Below are 19,822 nucleotides of genomic sequence, written 5' to 3'. Positions count from 1 at the left end.
CTGCACCAAGATTGCCGTGAACCTCTTCCAAGAAATACCGCACTTATTTCCTATTCCACCCCGCTTTCTGATTCATAGTCCGGGTCGAACTTCGGGATCTGAATTCTCTGATCGACTTTGCAATCGAGGACAATCGGCCCAAACGGCGTAACTGAAACATCCTCTGCAACAGTCCCAAGATCATCCAGAGAGCGAATTGTATGTGCACGTGCCCCGAATCCTTCAGCAATAGTTTCGAAATCAGGAGTATCGATGAGAGCAGGAGCAGCCGACCCCTCGTGATTTCGCATTCGCTGGTACTCAGCTCCGAGGGCGCCATCGTTGATTACGACAATTATGAGAGGGAGTTCAGAACGAACAGCCGTATTCAACTCTTGAAGAGACATCTGAAAGCCGCCATCGCCACAGAAAACAATAACTGGCTTTTCAAAGTCGTAATGAGCTGCACCGAGGGCAATGGGCTGTCCAAGACCGATCGATCCGAAGTCCATTGGCCAGATAAAATCGTCAGTCTGTGTGATGCTGATCTCATTAATCACCCAAGTGGTGAGCTGCCCCGAATCCGTTACCACAATGCGTTCGTCCGGAAGAAGACTGTCTAGTTCGGACACAAGCGCGCGAGGGTCAACACAATCTGCCTTGGGCGAAAATTCGCGTGTATCTACCTGTGGAGATTCGTTCAACTGTTCGACCAATGTATCAGTCCAGAACCAATCTTGCTCGTTGATCCCACGCTGGTCGAGTTCATTGTCTAATGCCTCTGCCATAGCCGTAGCCCCGCCAACAATGCTGAGATCGACTGAACTATACCGATCTAAGTGAGCCGGTTCAATATCAGATTGGATTGTGATGCCCTCCGCTAGAAGTTCTCCATGCTGGGTCGTATGATTATTCAGACTTGCACCGAGAGCGAGTACGAACTCACTTTGTTTGAGGTAAGCGTTCGCGTTGGGATCGCCTAATCCCCCAACGAACCCCGCCATATAGGGGTGGTCAGCGAGGAATGACCGTGCCTGCATCGTTGTGACGATAACTGCGTTCAACCGCTTTGCAAGGGATTCTATTGCGTCACCGGCATCGTCTTTGACGGCTCCCGCTCCTGCCAAGATTACTGGTGGATTCGATAGTGAACACGTTTCGTACATCGTGGCCGCCTCCACGACGTCGTCCTCATTAGGGCGGAGAGAAGCGGTGGAGCGATCGGGGCGCGGCGACCCAATCGATGTTTCACGCCATTCTCCTTTGTCGCCGAGTTCAGCGTCTAAAATATCCCACGGAATTTGGACGACAACTGGTCCAGAGTCAGCGTGAAGTTTTCTGAATGCATCGGCAAACGATGGAACAAATGTTTCCTCGTCCCAGACTGTGTAGAACTCATCGACAAGGGAATCGATGAAGGACTCTTGACGGAATCCCTTGTTTAGTTCGTCATTGAAGGAGTGACGAGGGCGCGTTGCAATGATAACGAGAATATTTGACCCGTGATTGTATGCTGTAGTAAGTGCGGTGCCCGTCTGAGCGATGGCCGGGCCGCGACCGATTACCGCCACACCGATTTCATCGCTTACCCGGGCATAGCCGTCGGCCATTGCGACGGCAGACTGTTCGTGCCGGGTCTGAACAATTTCTATGTTACTATGTTCCTCCTCAGCTGCCATAGTAATCCCCATAAGCTCTTCAGAAAGGAGCGAAAACGCAGTCGTGACGTCTTCGGCTTCTAGTATCTCGAGTAAAATTTGATTTCCAGTCATTAGACGGTTAGGCTCCGTGCATACTGGGAGTACGTCATAATCAGTGTTAACGTTAGGGATTTGTGGAAGTTACGACGCCAAGAAAAGTAACTGTAAGGCGTTGGTGTTGCCAACGCACTCGTGTTTGTTCTAGCGAATCAGGTGATAGACGAAGTGTTCAGTTCGAAGGGACGAATTCGTTGGTAGCGTACTCCGTGACGTCGAAGCTTTCTTCGACGAATCCGAGATCCACCATCTCGTCCATCGAATATTGGAGCCGATCCATCCCGATTGGGAGAGACCGATAGTAGTCGTTCTCCGTGAGGAAGAATCCGTCGACGAGTGGTTCTGGCAGCTCGAAGTGCTCGGCGGCGAGGGAGACGACTTCGTCGCGGTTGTCGTAGCAGTAGTTGACCATCTCTCTGAAGTCCTCACCCCAAGCGCTGATGGCGTCGCTCTTCTCGTCGATAGCGTTGTTGGAGGCTACCACGTATGCAAATGGGTACTCTTCGTCCCACGTATCATGGCTAGTGAACACATTGTTGAACCCTTCTGAACGAGCTTGGAGGGAGAAGAGGGCGGGGAAGATACCAGCGTCGATGCGTCCCTCCTTGACGGCGGAGACGAACGTTGGGAATGGCAGTTCGACGATTTCTGCGTCATTTTCTAGATTCAGCCCAATCTGCTGGAATTGCTTCGCATAGATTGCGTGCACGCCAGTGCCCTTGGCATTGACGCCGAGGGTTTTGCCCTGAAGGTCCTCAGGATTAGTGATGCCCGAGTCAGGGCCGGAGAACACAGAGATACCGAACCATTCGGGGTGAGCGTCCCAAACGTCAACTGCAATCATCTTGATGTTGCCGGGAACGGCTTCTCGTAAAACCGCTGAAGCGAAACTCACTGTTGAGAGCAGCGCCATATCGGCGTCACCCGCGGCCATCTTGTTCAGGGAGTCCGGCGTGCTCTGATCGCGTGTAACGTTGAGTTCGTACTCGGAGCCAAGATTCGAGAGTTGATCTTGGATTTCTGGAATCGCAAACAGTGAGGCGATATTCTCGATAGGGACTGTGAATGCCAGTCCGAGTTCTGGTGTTCCTCCACCAGTGACGCTGGAAATACTCGAACAACCAGCGAGGCCGGAGAGACCGACGGTACCGATAGCTGCGCTTCGTTTCAGGAATGAACGACGCTGGGACCTTTCGAATGACATCATAGAAACGATCCTCCAAAAGTTTATAAACATTTTGAAATTTCAGATACAAGTTCTCGGCAGCTATTCTCCACGGGCCACCTAAACTACCCAATCTTAGACTCCACGTAGGGCGTCGACGTCATTTCTGATCGGAAACCGATAGTGAAGCGATCATACCGAGGCTTGAGAAACGATCTGTGTTACCGTCGATAGGAGGTAATACCGTATGTGCTGCTCATCGAAGCCGATCTCCAATAATTTTATAGTTATCTACAGAGACCGATCAAGGGAGAGCACAAATGTCTTCCTCACCGGCAAGCCTAGAGGAACTTCTAGCACAGCAAGAAAACATCGTCGAATGGTTCCGAGACCTAGATATGCCTTCTAGGACGATTTGGACCCAACCCGACGAATACACAAACTGGATCGAGGAACAACGGTCCTGGCGGGAAGGGTGCGCATTCAGAAATATGTCGTATCATATGAATAATCTGTACATCGAAGGTCCAGACGCAATTGATCTCTTCTCTGATCTGGGCGTAAATAGCTTCGAGAATTTCAGAACTCAGGAACCCCCTCAGGCTAAACAGCTCGTTTGCTGTAATCCCGATGGCTACGTGATCAGCGACGGAGCACTCTATTATTTAGACGAAGATGAGTACGTGACTACAAGTACAGCAATGCTGCAACACTGGCTCGAATACCATATCGAGACCGGAGAATACGATGTATCTATAGAGGTAGGCAACAATCCAGGCTCGGCAGACGACCCGAGAGAGTTCCGATTCCAAGTACAAGGCCCAAATGCGAAGGCGGTGATGGACGATGTGATTGACGGGGGTGTCCCGGAGATTTCTCTGTTCGAAATCAAAGAACTCACCATCGACGATCGGGAGTTGTACGCTTTGGGACACGGAATGGCCGGATCCTTCGGAGTCGAAATCGCTGGTCCATACGATTATCACGACGAAATCAGAGACCGAATACTTGAAGTGGGGAAGGACCGCGGGATCAGACAGCTTGGTACGAAGTCCTACAAGACTACTACTACTGAAATTGGGTGGTTCGGGACTCTCTTGCCGGCGATCTACGATAACGAAGAGTTGGAAGAGTACCGTGAATGGCTAGACATCCACAGTCCTGAGGGATACCTTCCTATCGGCGGAAGCTACCACTCCGACGATATCACAGATTATTACCTCGACCCTGTTGAGATGGGTTACGAACATCTGATCGACTTTGACCACGACTTTGTCGGAAAGGAATCCCTTCGCGAGATTGTAGATAATCCGCGGCGGAAGCGGGTTACCCTCATCTGGGACGACCAAGACGTAATCGACGTCTACGCGTCACTATTCCACGAGGGAGAAACTAGCAAGTTCATCGATATCCCTGACACATATTATCAGTGGGACTACAACCATAACGATAAGGTACTGAAGGACGGAGAAATTGTGGGTATCTCGAAAGTCCCGAGTTACAATTATAACGAACGGACAATGTTGTCCTTAGCTGTTATCGATAGGAAATTCGCTGAGCCAGAGACTGAACTAACGATGGTCTGGGGAGATCAGAAATCGTCGAATTCGAGTATCGAACGGCACACTGAAACAGAAATTACTGCAACAGTCGCTCCTTCCCCACTACACAAGGATCGAAATTAAGATACACAAAGACGACGTCCCCCCCACAAGAGGAATTCATTGTCATCTCGAAGAATACTATCCTCAAAATCGGTTAGCCATACTCGACCAATCGTTAAGGAGAAGGTCTAACTGGGCAGCTAGGTAGAGTATTTGTGGTCAGGGGTAATGAAGCGTCATTCAACAAACGATGATGCTTTTCGAGACTCCATACTAGCCCCGTTACTGATAACAGACTCAACCACGCACTATCTAGTTACACATTTTTAGAAATGAGCAGGTCGTAGAGTTAGTTAATGATGCCAATCGTAGACCTGCTCAACTACTATTTGCAAGGGAGTTTAAAGAATGTTGGGGGGTTGCGATTGAATAAAACGTATGGGAGGGGTGTTCCGCGTCTGCCTCCACATATTCAGTATTGGCTTCAAAGAAACCTAACAACCGTTATATAAATTCATACAGGCATAGTGTCTTATATTCGCCGTTTTTGTGTGGATGAGGTCGGCTCTACTCGTTTCTTGTCTTGCGAGCTGATCGGTAGCGAGATCCCGTTCTGAGGCCCTGAGGATCCCTTTGTGAAGTCCACACCGAACATCGTATCAACGAGAGCATCGCCTGTCTCGGGTACCTCTTTACGGTCTATTGCTTTGCCGAAAGAATTATCTGTTTTAGACACGATCGACGGTTATGGAATCCGGTTACAAATCTGAGGATATAAGCATACCCAGTGTCGATCAGGTTGGAATTGTTGTAAAGGATCTTGACGACGGAATGGACCGCTTTAGTGCGATCCTCGGATTAGACTCTTGGGTTGTTTTCCGATTTGAGCCACCAAAACTAAAGAACACAACGTATCAAGGAGAAGAGGTAGACTACACATTTCGTGCAGGACTGGCCAACATTGGTTCTTTTCAAATCGAATTGGTCGAACCATTAGAGGGGGAAAGCGCCTATACTAATCATCTCAAAACCTATGGCGAAGGACTTCACCATATTGTATGTTTCTCATTTGATGACCCGCATAATGCTGTCAACGAATACAAGAACGCCGGAGTTCCACTTCTTCAACAGGCGGAATTTGGTGATGGAGAATTTTGGTACTTAGATACACGTGACGTAATGAATGGCACGATCTTAGAGATCGTAGATGTCGCCAATGACGAACCAGACCGTGTCTATAATCTCGACTAATAGGTGGATATGCAAACGGGATACCCTCAATCTACTTTGAGTGCGAGTCTGCGTTGATTGAGTTACTAACTTAGGCTACAAACTCATCTAACTTGGCATTATCCACCGTACAGAGACTCTGGATGGCATATTATTCTACTACTTAACTAAACACGCCTTGTCATTATCCAAACATTTATTATTAATTGGCACATTCTATGACACTGGAGCAATATGAAGCAAGATTTAGAGCGTCTTGAGAGATGGATGGAGAACGTAGAAAACAGAGCACAGGAAGAAGAGAATCCACACCGTAGTGCAATCCTCTGGAATTACCTGCACCATGTCGCTCTGGAACAAGGTGGGGAGTGGGAGGAAATCTTCACACGTGAATTAATCGTTGACGATCCACATTACGAAGTCCGAAATGGGCCTGAGGAAACTATCGTCATCGACAGTGCAGAGGGAGTTAAAGCATTTTATGAAGAGGCAGAGGAGTTAAACTTCTTCCTTATTGCCGACGATTATCATCAAACATTTGTCAATGAATGGGGGCTAGCCGAATTTCTTTCGGTAGTTATGTACCAGAGTGGAGAAGAATTGAGATCTTCCGGACTGTCTGACAGTTTCTATCTCAAGGATGCTGAAATCGATGACCCAGATGCAATATATCGGATGAACGCTCTGTACGCTGACTTCTGGCCATATGATGAAGATGCAAAACTCATCGGCGAACTAGTCTACATACTTGAACCATATGATGTTGTCAAAATAGATGATAACCAAATCCCATCACAAGAAGAAGTGACAGATATCTGTGAAGAATACTACCCTGAAAATTCAAGTGGACCTACCCCACCTATTGTCAAGGATTCCATCTAATAGGCTTATGACGAAGCGTATTAATTAGATATTGCGCAGTTGAAGAGAAGTTTGAGGGTATGCCTTTTTAAGGTGGTTAAGTAGTTGTAGAACCAGAATTCATAGGACCCGCTGGTAAGTTCGCAAGCAGATTCGTGTGGCTGATTCAGCTATGAGATCGTGAAATAGACTCCGTGACAACCTTTTATGAGATCCCATCACTCGATCTGACTCTGTAGTGTGATACTTACACCGAGTTGACCACTGAGAAGGCTTCAGACAGACGCGCTCGCATATGCTCGCGGCGTGCCCGACGCGCCTGTTCCTCACCGAGGTAGTTCTCGCTGACGACCTGTGAGGAGGCACTCCCTTGTTCCTCGGCGACAACGTCGACGCTCTCTTGGAGGTCAGCGATCGCGCCCTGGTTGACTCGATACCAGAAGCTCCGACAGGCGTGCGGGGTCGGCTCCTCTCCTTCGATTGTGACCCCGGCACGCTCGACGAGCGACCGAAACCGATTGTTCACCGTCCCCGGCGTGATATGCCCACTCTCGGCGGCCGGGGAGGGGAACAAATAGCCGTTCCAATCATCGGTGTCGAGTTCCTCAATACGATTCAGGTAGAGATCGATGCCGAACAGCAGCTGCACGCTGGAGGGGCCATTCTTTCGCTCTTCGAATTCAATCTGGGGTGGGTCGGCGTTTGGGATAAACTGTGAGACGTGCAACGCAGCGACCTCGCTGCGGCGAAGCCCCCACGCCCCGAGCGCGAGCAGCAGGAAGCGTTCGGTGTCCGATTCGGCGGCCTCATAGAGATCCCGGACGTGGTCGGCGTCTTCTCGATCGAGAACACATCGCTCGGATTTGGCCCACCGACCGCCGGCACCGGCGGCGCGTCATAAGTTCCATTCACGAGTCGAACGTAGCTATGGTCGTCGACGGAACGACCGAAGTTGAAGTCACTCCCGAGATCGGGGACGGTGACGATCGGGAACTCGAGTCCCTTCGCGGAATGGATCGTCATAATCCGGACGCCTCGGGTTCAGGGACATCCTCCGGGGGCTCGGGGAGTTGCACAGTGAGGTCCGCTCCGATTCATCGAGTTGCAGCAGCGCCATCGGGCCCTCAACCGCTAAGTGCGACTCTGCCGCCGTCACATCTTCGGTCTCTTTGACAACGAGGCCACAGGCCCCGACCATCCGCGCAGGAATCGTCATCGACATCCCGCTCCAGTCGACCGACCTCTCACCGCTCAACCGGCGGTTCGTTGGCGCTGCGGTCGGGTCGGTCGCCCTCATCGCCGTCGGTAGCGTCCTCGTGGTCGCCACGCCGCTCGGCCCGTCCGTCCCGTGGGTACTCCTCCCGGTGTATCTTCCGTTCTTGGTGTCGTCCAATGGGGCTCTGGAAACTCGCACATCCGTGACCGAATCATATTACGAGAAACCAACTTGCCCTCTCTGCTCATCAGTGATCAATTACTGATTACGTAACCAGTAACCAGTTACTGAAACCTAGATCGAGACACGTAATCAAGACAGGCGGTTAGTTGAAATCCTCCCCGCCGGGCATCATCGATCCAGTTCGTGTGCGCCATTGACGCTCGTGATGATCAAACAAGGCCGCAATCGCGTCCTCAACATCCGCGGACGGTGCAACAAGCCGTCATTCGACCGATATCAGCGACTTCCAAGTCACCGGCAGCCTGCAGGATCTCGATGCATTCGGTGAGTTCAGTGACATACTGCGAGTGCATAATCTTCAGCGAATAGCTGTTTTGGAGAAGAATATGTCCGAAGAAGAGGATTTCAACACATCCTTATCAGTATATTCGACTCAAAGTATTTGATAAAGCAAGAGAATGTGCAGGAATCGAGAAACCAGTGAACCTACATCACGTCAGACAGAGTAGGGCGACGTATCTGGCGAACTACTTCACGGAAGTTCAGATGTGTATGTGGTTTGGGTGGATTCCAAGCTCACGTGTGCCAAGTTGACACGTCTATCTTTCTGACCAGGATATCGACGACGCATATCAGTCGGTATTAGCAAATCCAAATAATATCCGTCTGAGAGCGTGAGAGGGAGAAAGTTACAGCAGTCCTCGTTTTTGAAACCCAACTTGATGAACCATAGCCTTCGGCGGGCCGTTTTGACAGTGGGTTGCAAGCTGAATAAAATATCGTAATTGCCGATATCGATTTTCCAATACTATTCAAGGATTACCCATAGGGACGTGGTGAGTGGACTACCTAAAGAGTAGTAGATAAGCTAGATGTAGTATGTATTAAAATAGATTTGACATTGATGGGAGCGTTTCAGACAGCGTTTGTGTTCTATTCCTAGACAATCAGTGAGTAGTAAGTATAGCTGGGGGAAGGTAGACTTTGGAAAGCAGTTTTTGTTGTCTCAGTTTTAGTGGTCGTGAGATATTTTATTTGTTGGAAAATTAAGTTCAAAAACAGACGTATAGAAGTTTCTCTTTGGTCCCGCTTTTCAAGTGAAGAGAAACTATTCTAGAGATTATTGTTGGCTATTTTCATACCAATAGCAGGCGTGAGTACTGCAGGAATATCGGAGTTAGTGCGATAAAGTGTGTCTTCTGAAAAGTTCCCAGTAACAGGAGACCCTCATAGGAAGGGGTCGGTGGCAGGGAATAATGGCATAAGATAGTATAGAAAATGGCATACCAGCAATGGAATAGTATCACAATAATACTATTTCGCACAGCAGATAGACGCAATATGGAGAGAGCATAAGTGCAAAAATTAAAATGTGTGTTATGGAATGTTAAATTTACCTCGGTGTAACTTTGTTCTTTTAATTTCATTCAGAGTTTTCATAAATACTAACCATATAGAGGACAGGCTCTAAATTAAATAAACAGATTCGCTAATAATTTCTATACGTTTTTATAGCAATGGTATAAAATACCGCTCCTACGTAGTATATTTCTGACTTCAGAGGGTGTCTTGATAGAGTACTCAAAAGAGCGTCGCGACCCCCCAGCTTTCGGGACAATTGTAAGCGTATCTGTAATGCCGACTCAGTTGAAATACTTCAGCGTTAACATTGAAGAAAGAGACTTCGCTACCAGATAACACGGGTCCGATGAAAACTGGATTCTCATCAAACTGCAAGACAACAAGAGTATTTCAACAAATCCAATTTCCGAAATTGGTCCGAATTATTTTGTAGTCGTGGTTTAAATAGAAAACAATGGCAACATCAGAACAACTGGCAGACGCCGCTCATTTCTCTGTCGAGAACATCGGCGGTATCGATAGTACTGAGGTAGACATTCCGCCCGGCGTAACCGTCCTCACGGGCAAGAACGCGACCAATCGTACCTCGTTCCTTCGCTCGATTATGGGCGCGATGGGCAGCCAGCGCGTCTCGCTGAAAGGCGACGCCGACGAGGGTCGAGTCGAACTCACGCTCGACGGCACGACCTACGAGCGAACGCTCACCCGCGCGGGCGACGGCGTCAGCTTCGAGGGCGACGCCTACCTCGACGACCCCGAGGTCGCGGATCTGTTCGCGTTCCTCTTAGAGACTAACGACGCCAGACAGGCCGCCGCCCGCGGCGAACAGCTCCGCGACGTCATTATGCGCCCCGTCGACGTCGACGCCATCCGCTCGGAGATCAGCCGCCTCGAAGAGGAAAAAGGCGACATCAACGACACCCTCGCGCGCATCGAATCGAAGAAGCGAGAGCTTCCCGAGCTCGAACAGCGCCGGACGCAACTCCGCGAGAAGATCGAAGACAAGCGCGAGGAACTCGCCGAGCTCGAAGAAGATATCGACGACAGCAGCCGCGACGTCGAGGAGGGCCGTCAAGAGCAGGCGGAACTCGAAGACAAGCTCCAAGAGCTGCGCGAGACCCGTTCGGAGCTCGAATCCATCCGCCGAAAGATCGAGCGCCAAGAGGAGAGCATCTCCTCGCTCAAGCGCGAGCAGAACGAACTCGAAGCCGACCTCGACGAGCTGCCCGAGACGCCGATGGGCGATCATCGCGATCTCGATTCGGAGATCGATCGACTCCGCGGCGAGCGACAGGACCTGAACACCGAGATCAACGAGCTCCGGAGCCTCATCCAGTACAACGAGGAACGCCTCGAAGCCGAGGATTACGAGCTCTTACAGGGCGACGGCGGCGCGGCCGCCGAAAGCGGTGGTGGTTCTGTCACCGACCAGCTCGTCGACGCGGACGACGAGACCGTGGTCTGTTGGACCTGCGGCTCCTCGGTCGAGCGCGAGCAGATCGAGTCCACCATCGAGCGGTTGAAATCGATCCGCACGGAGAAAGTCGAGGACCTCAACGAGGTCAAGAGCGCGCTCGAAGAGAAGAAACAGGAGCAACAGGAGGCGACGAAGAAGCAGCGCCAGCGCAGCAACATCGAGGAAAAGCTCGACGACATCGACGCGGAGCTGGACCGCCGCGACGAGCAGATCGACGCGCTGAAAGCGAATCGCGAATCGCTGACCGAAGACGTCGAATCGCTCGAATCGGAGGTCGAAAACCTCGAATCCGCGGATTTCGACGAGATCCTCTCGCTGCACAAGGAGGCGAATCAACTCGAATTCGAGATCGACAGCCTCGAATCCGATCTCGACTCGGTCACCGAGGAAATCGAGGAGATCGAAGACGACGTCGAGCGAGCTGAGGAACTTCGCGAGAAGCGCACGGAACTCGTCGACGAACTCACCGATCAGCGCACGAAGATCGATCAGATCGAGGCCGAGGCGGTCGATTCGTTCAACGAGCACATGGAGTCGATTCTGGATCTGCTGGGCTACGAGAACATCGAACGGATCTGGATCGAGCGGATCGAGGGCACTGGGGCGAACGAGGGCCAGACGCGCTTCGAGCTGCACATCGTGCGGACGACCGAAAATGGGGCGGCCTACGAGGACACGATCGACCACCTCTCGGAGAGCGAACGCGAGGTCACGGGACTGATCTTCGCGCTGGCGGGCTATCTCGTCCACGACCTCCACGAGACGGTGCCGTTCATGCTGTTGGACTCGCTGGAAGCGATCGACTCCGACCGAATCGCGGCGCTGGTCGAGTACTTCGCGGACTACGCGGACTTCCTCGTCGTCGCGCTGCTGCCCGAGGACGCCCAAGCACTCGCCGACGAATTCGCGCGCGTGACGTCCATCTGAAGCGGTTTCAATCGGGAACCGCCTCGATCGACGAACCCCAGTACATTTTTGAGCCTCTTCGGCGAAAGGATGGCAATGACAGATGCGACCGACAACCGACCGTCGAGCAAGGTGGCGCGGCTGATCGACGAGTACGACCTCGACGGTCTGGGGGATGAACTGGAGGCTCTGTGGACCGGGGACGGTGTCGAGCGGATGAGTCTCCGCGATCTCGCGGATTATTTCAACGAACGCCTGCTCGAACAGACGCTCATCGACGCTGGAATGAGCGCCCTCGAAAGTGACGTTTCAACGACATATCAGAACCTCACAGATGACGACGTGAGTACGGGGGTAAAAACCGACGCACGGAGTCGACTCGAGCAGAATAGTATCGATGTTGACACACTCGAATCGAACTTCGTCAGTTATCAGGCGATCCGCTCGTACCTCACCGAGTATCGCGACGCGGAGTATCGGCAGCTCTCCGACGATGAAAAGGTCGAGAAAGACCTCCAGAGCATCCAGCGGCTGATGACACGGACGCTCTCGGTGACCGAAGAGCGGATCGAAAAGCTCCGAGAGACCGGTCGGGTCGACGTCGACGAGTTCGAGGTCCTCCTCGATATGCAGGTCCTGTGTCAGCGCTGCGGGTCACAGTACTCCGTCGCCGAATTTCTCGAAAAGCGCGGGTGCGACTGCCAGCAGTCGTGAGCTCGCGCTGAATCGCTACTGATCTGCTCTGAGTCGCTACTGGTTCGTTCGACTCCGTCACGGGTTCGCCCTGAGTCGCCACAGATCCGCGCTAATCCAACACAAACCCGTTCTACGTATCCGCCTCGTCCGACTCAGCTCTGACTCAGCTTCAGTTCTAGTTCGTTCGCGGCACCTCGGATCTGATCGACGAGGCCGTCTGCGAGCTGTTGATCCGTCAGCCGGTTCGCCGGGCCGACGACGCTTATTGCTCCGACGACCTCACCGGCGACGACGACCGCTTTCCCGACCGCTCGCGCCCCCTCGACCGCTTCTTGATCGTTGATCGCGTAGCCTCGCTCACGCGTCGCTTCGAGCTCTTCGAGCAGCGCCTCGCGGGTATCGATCGTTCGGGGGGTGCGCTGCGGCAGGCCGTGTCTGTCGACGATTTCGTGAACCCGTTCCTCCGGGAGGTACGCGAGGATGCTCTTACCCGAAGCCAACTGATGAAGGTACGATCGAGTACCGATACGTGCGTGTGTCTGCACGGCGTGCTCTCCGTGAGCGTAATCGAGGTAGACGGCTCGGCCGTGCTCTTCGGTCACGAGATACGTGGCCTCGCCGGTGTCTTTCGCTAACGACGCGAGCGTCTGCTTGCCGATCGACGCGATCGGATGGCGGTCCCGGGCGGCCATCCCGTGATCGAGCAGTCTGAGCCCTAGATCGTACTTCCGATCGGTCTTTACGAGGTACTCGAGGTCGTGCAGCGACGAGAGGTAGTCGTGTGCGGTGCTCGTCGGGATATCGAGCGCCTCGGTGATCTCTGTGGCCCCGAGCGGTCCGTTCCGCTGCAGTAATTCGATAATCTCGGATACCCGCTCGACAGATTGTAATTTAATGGGTTGGTCTGTCATCGTCATATGGCACGATTTGTAGTCACACACCGTTACTGTTGCGGTCTCGGACAGTGAATTCCGGAATCGAAACTATCGGATAAGAGATCGTAGCTCCGTGTCGTGACGACACTGTTTGGCGGTTAGATCGCTTCTATTCGCCGAATTTTCTGAGGAATACATCGAGGTTACGAGCGCCAGTCGATGGCGTAGTGTGCTAATTGGTAGCAACTGTAATCTGGCTATTTCCGACCATCTCGGAATTAAATATCATATATTTTCGGCCGCTAGCCCCTTATTCATTACCTATAGCCCATAGAAAACAACTGTACACTTGTTATCTGTCCCGCAGACACACGGAATACCTTCATTATCAATCAGAGCAATTTTTCCGATATTGTCGGAAAGTAGTGTGGGAGTTGAATCACACCGAAACGCGGGCGCGTCGCTAAGGCGGTAAAAGAACCGAATCGGGACTGTTCGCGGGCTTACTCGCCTTTCCGGCGGTCCGCGGAGTACGGGACGTCGCCGACGGTGGCAGTGATCTCGCACTGTTCGTGCCGCTCGACCTTCGGGTTCGGCGAGTCGTCCTCCCCCCAGATCAGCGTGACCTCGGTCCCGGGTTCGGCGTGTTCGGTATCGAGACTACACAGCGAAATTACGGTGCCGGCGTCGTACTCGTACGAGCGCGAGTGCGACAGTCCGACGCGCTCGCCGTCGATCAGCACCTCGTCGTAGTTCGCTCGTCCCCACCCGATTCGTGGGAGGTCCATGAACTTCTTCGTCTCGCCGGCGCGGAACAGCGAGGCGTAGACGTCGATCACGTCGTCCTCGTTCCACGCGAGCGAGACCAGCGTCCGGTCGGGGTCGCCCGCCATCCCTTCGAGCGCCTCGCGACCGACGAAGTCGTGATCGAAGCTGATGAGCTTCCCGTAGCCGAGCTCGAACGGGTCCATATAGTACGCGGAGATGTCGTCGGCGACGAAGCTCCCGTCGATCGAGTACGTCGCTTCGCGGCTGTCGGCGTCGAGCCATTCGCGGTAATCGCTCATCTCGTCAACGTCGTAGATCGGCGGTACGCCCGGGGGTACCCAGCCAAGCTTCACCGAGAGGGTATGGTACGCTTTCGAGCCGAGCTGCTTGAGGTCGTGCTCCTCGCCCGCTTCGACGATGGCGTCGCGGACCTGATCGGCGTGCTCGAACGGGCCGATGAACTCGAATCCGAACTCCGTCGACATCCCGTGTCCGAGCGCGATGGTCTCGACGCCCGCGAGATCGATCGTCTCGAAGTGGTAGAACGGAATCGAGTCTAGATCCGCGTCCGTGACCCCTTCGAGGACCGGCCGCGCGTTCGGGCCCTGCACTTGGAACACGAAGTTCTCGGGGTCGCCCTCGTGCGCCGACGTGCGGGGTTCGGTCTCGACGGTGGCGTCGTAATCGCCCGTTTCGAGGTTGTATCGAACCCAATTCGCCGAGAGCATCCCGGCGCTGTAGTACTCCTCGTCGTCGAGCCGAAGCATCGGACCGTCGCCGATGATGTGTCCGTTCGGATTGCACATCACGAGTTGCTTGGCGCGACCGACGTCGTAGTTCTCGAAGCTGTTGACGCTGAGATCACGCAACAGGTCCGCCGCGTCGGGACCGGTGACGCGGAGTGCCGTCATATGATGCGAGAGGTTCGCGAGTGAGACCGACTCAGTGACCGCCCGCTGTTCGTCCAGCCAGTTCGTTATCTCGTTCGGGACGACCGGGAAGTTGTCCGTGTAGTCGCCACCTTTCTGGCGCAGTACCTCGACAGGATCGCCTGACGCCTGAATGGCTTCGGGGTCCATACAGCGAGAGGGTCACCCCATATACTTAAATATATCTTACGAGGAAACGGTCGAAATCGCGAGAATACTCGACCTCGCTGATGTATACGCGATCGGTATCTCGATCTGACCGGCGCGGTCGAACCCCGGGCCGGCGACCGGTCGATCCGACGGAGCGCTACAGGTCGAGGAGGCGTTTCATGTTCCCGGAGAAGATCTTCTCCTTGTCGGCCTCCGAGATGTCGAGATCCTCGATCAGCGGGATGATTTCGGTCGCCCAGTACTGTCCCTTGTCGGGACCGAACGGGTAATCGGCGCTGTAGACGACGTTGTCCGCGCCGAAGAACTCCAAGCCGCACTCCAGCGGATAGGACTCGCCCTGACTACTGACGGCCGTGTCCCCGTAGATCCGGTCGAAGTAGGCGTCGAGCGGTTCCGACAGGTCGGCGATCGCGGGGTTCTGATACAGTTCCGGCTCTTCGCTCCGGGTCTGATACCACGATCGGATCCGACCGACGAGGTAGGGGAACGATCCGCCGAGGTGGTGTGAGATGATCTCCAAGTTCTCGTGGCGATCGAGCACACCGGAGAAGATGAGCCGCGCCAGCGCGATGTTGGTGTCGAACGGCCACGCGAGCATCTTGTAGATCCACGTGTGAGACTGGTCGTAGTCGTGCCAATCGGCGAGCTGCGGGTGGATCCAGATGGGGACGTCAAGGTCGTCGACGGTGGCGTAGAACTCCTCGAAATCGTCGTCGTCGAGCATCTTGCCGTCGATGTTCGAGAAGATCTGAATGCCGTGCATTCCGAGGTCCTCGACGCAGCGACGGGCTTCGTCGACGTACTCGTCGGTGAGGAACGGGACCGTTCCCGTCGCGATGAACCGATCGGGGTGCTCGTCTGCGATCCGTCGGATCTCGTTGTTCGCGACGCGGGTGGCTTCGAGGGCGTCGTCGGGATCGGCCCCCTGCCACAGCATCGGTGCGGCGAGGTTGATCACCTGCTTGTCGATTCCGTTCTTATCGAGGTACTCGAGTCGCCCGTCGACCTCGAACATCCGCGGCGCGTTCCGGAGACTATCCAGCTCGGAACTCGGGTGGACCTTCTCCAGTTCGTCGAGCGCCTCGTACGACATTATGTGCGAGGTCGCGTCTATGATCTCGGGCATCGTTCGCCGATTGGCGTAATAATACTTAAATTATTGTGTGCCTCGGGTGAATTCACCCCCAGTGATGATAGGTCGGTCCGATTTTGGGGAGCCCTCAGTCGACGATCGCAGCGCGGTTCACGCGTGCTGGTTGGTCGCAAAGCCTAATACCGTTACCCGGATACTGGGAGATATGTCTCAGGAGCGCATCGAGCAGCGAGGGATGTTTATCAACGGCGAGTACCACCACACCGACGAAACGTTCTCGGTCGACGATCCGTCGACCGGTGAGACCATCGCGTCGGTGACAGACGCGGGCGAGAGCGGCGTGGACGCCGCGCTCGAATCCGCGGAACGCACCCAATCGGAATGGGCCGCGATGGACCCCGTCGAGCGCGGTCGGGTACTGCGCGACGTCGCCCGGGGACTGGAAGCCCACGTCGACGAATTAGCCGAACTCGCGACCCGAGAGATCGGCCGCCCGATCGGGCAGTCGAAGGGCTTAGTCGCCAACGCGGTCGACTACGTCGACTACTACGCGGGGATGACCGACAAGGTCGAGGGCGAGACGTATCCGCTAACGCAGTCGAATCAGGCCTTCAGTCGGAAGGAGCCCATCGGAATCAGCGCACAGATCGTTCCGTGGAACGCGCCGGTGCTGCTCTGTTTCCGGGGCGTCGCTCCGGCGCTGGCCGCCGGCAACGCCGTTGTGGTCAAACCGTCCCCGTTCGCCCCGGGAATCATCCTCAAGCTGGCCGAGATCGCGAGCGAGGCGGGGCTGCCCGACGGTCTGTTCAATGTGGTTCCGGGGCTCGTCGAAACCAGCAAAGCGCTGACGACGGACTCTCGCGTCCGACAGATAACCTTCACCGGCTCGGTCTCGACCGGGCAGATCGTCGGGAAGGCCGCGGTCGATCAGGTCATCCCGACGGTGCTGGAACTGGGTGGAAAGAGCCCCGCGGTAGTCTTCGACGACGCCGATCTCGACGCCGCGCTCGACGGTGCGATGAAGGCGATCACGCTCGTCAACGGGCAGGTATGCTTCGCGACGACGCGGATCTTCGTCCACGAGGACGTCTACGACGAGTTCAGAGATCGCTACGTCGACGCCGTCGAATCCCTCACGCTGGGGCCCGGCTCGGAGAACCCCGATCTGGGTCCCGTGATCTCCGCCGACGCCGTCGAAGAGATCGACGGCTACGTCCGGAGCGCCGTCGAGAACGGGGCGACTGCCCTCACCGGCGGCAGGCCCGCGGACCGCGAGGGCAACTTCTACGAACCGACCGTCATCGAGGGGGCCGCAGACGACGCGCCGATCTCCTGTGAGGAGGTGTTCGGTCCGGTCATTAACCTCTACTCGTTCTCCGACGAGGAGGAGGTCATCCGCCGGGCGAACGACACGGAGTTCGGTCTCTACGCGACCGTCTGGACGAACACGCTCGGCAGGGCCCACCGCGTCGCCAACGGCATCGAGGCCGGTAGCGTGATGATCAACCAGTACGCCGGCTCTCGCCCGCAGACGCCGTTCGGCGGCTACAAAAAGAGCGGTCTCGGCCGGGAGAAGGGGATGCAGGCCGTCGAGCACTACACGCAGCAGAAGACGATCAACATCGACATCGCCGGCGACGAGTAGTCGCTGTCGTTCGTCGTTCAGGGAGGGAGGTGATCGATGTGATCGGGATGCTACGAGCGTTCGGGGGGCTACGGGCGTTCGACCGCGACGTCGAGGACGGCCGGCGTTCCGCCGTCCACCGCGGCGGCGGCCTCCTCTAACGCCGCGGGCAGTTCGTCGGGGTCGTCGACGGTGCGCGTATGTGCGTCGACGAGGGTCGCAGGCGCTGAGAGGTCGACGCGCGTCTCGATGTGGCTCTCGGGAACCGCATCGGCGGCCGCCGCACCTTCGGGGTACTGCGCCCTTGTCGCGCCCTCGACTGCGTTCCATCCCTGGTTGTTGTACACGACAGTAAGCGTCGGCGCGCCGTATTCGGCGGCGAGCAACGCGCACGCCGATGGGTTCGCGAACAGGTAGGAGCCGTCGCCGACGAGCGAGAGCACCCGGCTATCCGGCGACGCGAGTTTCGCACCGACGCTCGCCCCGCCGGCCCAACCGAGTCCGGCACCGCCCTTCCAGAAGTAACTTCCCGGCTCCGAGAGCCGGATCTGAGACATAATCGCGGGGCGGCTGGTGACCGCGTCCTCGACGACGATCGTGTCGTCGTCGACGATCGAGGAGATGGCAGCAGAGAGCACGGTCGGGGTGAGCCGCCCCGCCGACTCGTCTGCGGAAAGTCGGTCTGCGGCGTCCGCGCGCCATTCGGCGGCGACCTCCCGCCAAAAGGATCCGGATTCGCTCGCGTCCGTCGTCGAATCCAGTCGGTCGGCGACGGCTTCCAGCGTCGTCGCCGCGTCGGCTTGGACGGTTTCGTCGATCGCGAACGGCCACCGGGGGTAGGCAGGCTTCGTCGGGTCGGGATCGACCTGCACGACGGTCGCGTCCGTCGGAGACTCGCTCTCATCGGGTATCCACGGAACGTCCGTCTCCGCGAGGATCACGAGGTCCGCGCGGTCTAAGGCCACCGACGGATCGTATCCGAGGTGCCGGTCGTGATCGCGCGGGAAGCACAGCGTCGTCGGCGTCTGTTCGACCACCCCAGCGCCGGCGGCCTCGGCGAACGCGACGAGCGCCTCGACGCGGTCATCGGCCGGAGCCCGTCCGATGTCGCTCGTGATCACTGCCGGTCTGTCAGCCTCTCGGACGTACGAGAGGAGTCGCTCGGTTTCGCGGCCGTCGGCTCCGCCCGGGCCGACACGGCGTCGAGCGGCGGTGACGGGCCTGTCAGCCACCGTCTCACTGAGCGCCTCTCTCGTAGCCGTGACGTAGACCGGACCCGGCGGTTCGGAGACCGCGCGCTCCAATCCGCGGCGGACGGTCTCGGCGGGATCTGCGGGCGGCCGATACTGGTCGGTCCACCGACAGTACTCTCGCACTATTCCCGGCTGATCGAACACGTCTTGGAAGTAGTGAACCGGGTGATCGCGGGAACCGGAGTGACCGGCGTCCGTCACCGGTGCGAGACCGGCGAGGACGAAGACGGGGGCACCGGCCCGGTGGGCGTTGTGCATCGCGGCCCCGAGGTTCTGGGTCCCGACGTCGACGTGGACGAGCACGACCTGTGGTTCGCCCGTCACGGCGGCGTATCCGTGCGCCGCGCTCATCGCGGCGAACTCGTGCGGACAGGAGACGATCTCGGGGATTTCGTCGTCATCGCCGGCGCGACGGACGGCGGCCGCCGCCTCCAAGAGCGGCGTGTGATCGGTCCCGAGATTCGCGAAGACGCGGTCCACACCGTAGCTGTGAAACGCTCGAAGGAATCGCTCTGCGGCGGTACGGTCGGCTGTCGTGGGATTCGAATCGGATTCTGACACGGGATTACTCACTCCAACGTGAAACATCCACAATGGACCCGGATATAACTATGTCGCCAACGGGACGAAAATCAGTGAACGAGCGGTGCCAAAAGCCCGGAGAGAGGGGTGC

The 19,822-nt window shown here is 55.7% G+C and carries 14 protein-coding genes and 1 pseudogene; 7 read left to right on the top strand and 8 right to left on the bottom strand.

Features of this window, described 5'->3' with window-relative positions:
- Positions 1-50: 50 nt before the first annotated feature.
- Positions 51-1,751, bottom strand: coding sequence for a thiamine pyrophosphate-binding protein (locus U5919_RS05185; protein WP_336022636.1), 1,701 nt, complete (start codon positions 1,749-1,751; stop codon positions 51-53).
- A 157-nt stretch (positions 1,752-1,908) separates the two neighbouring features.
- Entirely contained in the window at positions 1,909-2,940 is a 1,032-nt protein-coding gene (locus U5919_RS05180; protein WP_336022635.1) for an ABC transporter substrate-binding protein, read from the bottom strand.
- Between the two features lie 281 nt (positions 2,941-3,221).
- Here U5919_RS05180 and U5919_RS05175 point away from each other — a divergent pair, with 281 nt between their 5' ends.
- The 3 genes from U5919_RS05175 to U5919_RS05165 all read left to right on the top strand — a co-directional run bounded on the left by U5919_RS05175 (position 3,222) and on the right by U5919_RS05165 (position 6,617).
- Positions 3,222-4,586, top strand: a complete 1,365-nt coding sequence (locus U5919_RS05175; protein ID WP_336022633.1) for a hypothetical protein — start codon at positions 3,222-3,224, stop codon at positions 4,584-4,586.
- 666 nt (positions 4,587-5,252) lie between these two features.
- A complete protein-coding gene (locus U5919_RS05170; RefSeq protein WP_336022632.1) occupies positions 5,253-5,756 on the top strand; it encodes a VOC family protein in 504 nt (167 codons plus the stop codon).
- Positions 5,757-5,969: 213 nt separating this feature from the next.
- On the top strand, positions 5,970-6,617 hold the full coding sequence (locus tag U5919_RS05165) for a hypothetical protein (RefSeq protein WP_336022630.1): 648 nt from the start codon (positions 5,970-5,972) through the stop codon (positions 6,615-6,617).
- 226 nt (positions 6,618-6,843) lie between these two features.
- On the opposite strand, the gene U5919_RS05160 is transcribed toward U5919_RS05165, so the two are convergent.
- Entirely contained in the window at positions 6,844-7,245 is a 402-nt protein-coding gene (locus U5919_RS05160) for a hypothetical protein (protein WP_425604196.1), read from the bottom strand.
- A gap of 72 nt (positions 7,246-7,317) precedes the next feature.
- On the opposite strand from U5919_RS05160, the gene U5919_RS05155 reads away from it, so the two are divergent.
- On the top strand, positions 7,318-7,497 hold the full coding sequence (locus U5919_RS05155) for a hypothetical protein (protein ID WP_336022629.1): 180 nt from the start codon (positions 7,318-7,320) through the stop codon (positions 7,495-7,497).
- On the opposite strand, the pseudogene U5919_RS15875 reads toward U5919_RS05155, so the two are convergent.
- A pseudogene (locus tag U5919_RS15875) lies at positions 7,428-7,631 on the bottom strand (3'-5' exonuclease); the annotation flags it as partial. The gene U5919_RS05155 and the pseudogene U5919_RS15875 overlap by 70 nt on opposite strands.
- Positions 7,632-9,811: 2,180 nt before the next feature.
- On the opposite strand from U5919_RS15875, the gene U5919_RS05145 reads away from it, so the two are divergent.
- Entirely contained in the window at positions 9,812-11,761 is a 1,950-nt protein-coding gene (locus U5919_RS05145) for an archaea-specific SMC-related protein (protein WP_336022627.1), read from the top strand.
- Between the two features lie 75 nt (positions 11,762-11,836).
- Positions 11,837-12,454, top strand: coding sequence for a rod-determining factor RdfA (gene rdfA / locus U5919_RS05140; protein WP_336022626.1), 618 nt, complete (start codon positions 11,837-11,839; stop codon positions 12,452-12,454).
- Positions 12,455-12,588: 134 nt separating this feature from the next.
- On the opposite strand, the gene U5919_RS05135 is transcribed toward rdfA, so the two are convergent.
- From U5919_RS05135 to U5919_RS05125, 3 genes are all read right to left on the bottom strand, one after another.
- The gene (locus tag U5919_RS05135) at positions 12,589-13,353 is read right to left on the bottom strand and encodes an IclR family transcriptional regulator (protein ID WP_336022625.1); all 765 of its coding nucleotides are present in this window, start codon (positions 13,351-13,353) and stop codon (positions 12,589-12,591) included.
- Positions 13,354-13,814: 461 nt separating this feature from the next.
- Positions 13,815-15,158 carry a hypothetical protein gene (locus U5919_RS05130; RefSeq protein ID WP_336022623.1) on the bottom strand — a complete coding sequence of 448 codons (1,344 nt, stop codon included), beginning with the start codon at positions 15,156-15,158 and terminating at the stop codon, positions 13,815-13,817.
- A 157-nt stretch (positions 15,159-15,315) separates the two neighbouring features.
- Positions 15,316-16,305, bottom strand: a complete 990-nt coding sequence (locus U5919_RS05125; RefSeq protein WP_336022621.1) for an amidohydrolase family protein — start codon at positions 16,303-16,305, stop codon at positions 15,316-15,318.
- Positions 16,306-16,477: 172 nt separating this feature from the next.
- On the opposite strand from U5919_RS05125, the gene U5919_RS05120 reads away from it, so the two are divergent.
- Entirely contained in the window at positions 16,478-17,917 is a 1,440-nt protein-coding gene (locus tag U5919_RS05120; RefSeq protein WP_336022619.1) for an aldehyde dehydrogenase family protein, read from the top strand.
- A gap of 68 nt (positions 17,918-17,985) precedes the next feature.
- On the opposite strand, the gene U5919_RS05115 is transcribed toward U5919_RS05120, so the two are convergent.
- Positions 17,986-19,710, bottom strand: coding sequence for a thiamine pyrophosphate-requiring protein (locus U5919_RS05115; protein ID WP_336022617.1), 1,725 nt, complete (start codon positions 19,708-19,710; stop codon positions 17,986-17,988).
- Positions 19,711-19,822: the final 112 nt, after the last annotated feature.

The organism is Halobellus sp. LT62, from assembly GCF_037031285.1.
GTDB classification, from domain to species: domain Archaea; phylum Halobacteriota; class Halobacteria; order Halobacteriales; family Haloferacaceae; genus Haloquadratum; species Haloquadratum salinisoli.
This window is presented reverse-complemented; position numbering and strand designations above follow the sequence as displayed.

Excerpts from the sequence above, each read along its gene's own strand:
- U5919_RS05170 (WP_336022632.1), top strand. The coding sequence starts at position 5,253 with ATGGAATCCGGTTACAAATCTGAGGATATAAGCATACCCAGTGTCGAT.
- rdfA (WP_336022626.1), top strand. The coding sequence starts at position 11,837 with ATGACAGATGCGACCGACAACCGACCGTCGAGCAAGGTGGCGCGGCTG.
- U5919_RS05175 (WP_336022633.1), top strand. The coding sequence starts at position 3,222 with ATGTCTTCCTCACCGGCAAGCCTAGAGGAACTTCTAGCACAGCAAGAA.
- U5919_RS05165 (WP_336022630.1), top strand. The coding sequence starts at position 5,970 with ATGAAGCAAGATTTAGAGCGTCTTGAGAGATGGATGGAGAACGTAGAA.
- U5919_RS05180 (WP_336022635.1), bottom strand. The coding sequence starts at position 2,940 with ATGTCATTCGAAAGGTCCCAGCGTCGTTCATTCCTGAAACGAAGCGCA.
- U5919_RS05185 (WP_336022636.1), bottom strand. The coding sequence starts at position 1,751 with ATGACTGGAAATCAAATTTTACTCGAGATACTAGAAGCCGAAGACGTC.
- U5919_RS05135 (WP_336022625.1), bottom strand. The coding sequence starts at position 13,353 with ATGACGATGACAGACCAACCCATTAAATTACAATCTGTCGAGCGGGTA.
- U5919_RS05145 (WP_336022627.1), top strand. The coding sequence starts at position 9,812 with ATGGCAACATCAGAACAACTGGCAGACGCCGCTCATTTCTCTGTCGAG.
- U5919_RS05120 (WP_336022619.1), top strand. The coding sequence starts at position 16,478 with ATGTCTCAGGAGCGCATCGAGCAGCGAGGGATGTTTATCAACGGCGAG.
- U5919_RS05125 (WP_336022621.1), bottom strand. The coding sequence starts at position 16,305 with ATGCCCGAGATCATAGACGCGACCTCGCACATAATGTCGTACGAGGCG.
- U5919_RS05130 (WP_336022623.1), bottom strand. The coding sequence starts at position 15,158 with ATGGACCCCGAAGCCATTCAGGCGTCAGGCGATCCTGTCGAGGTACTG.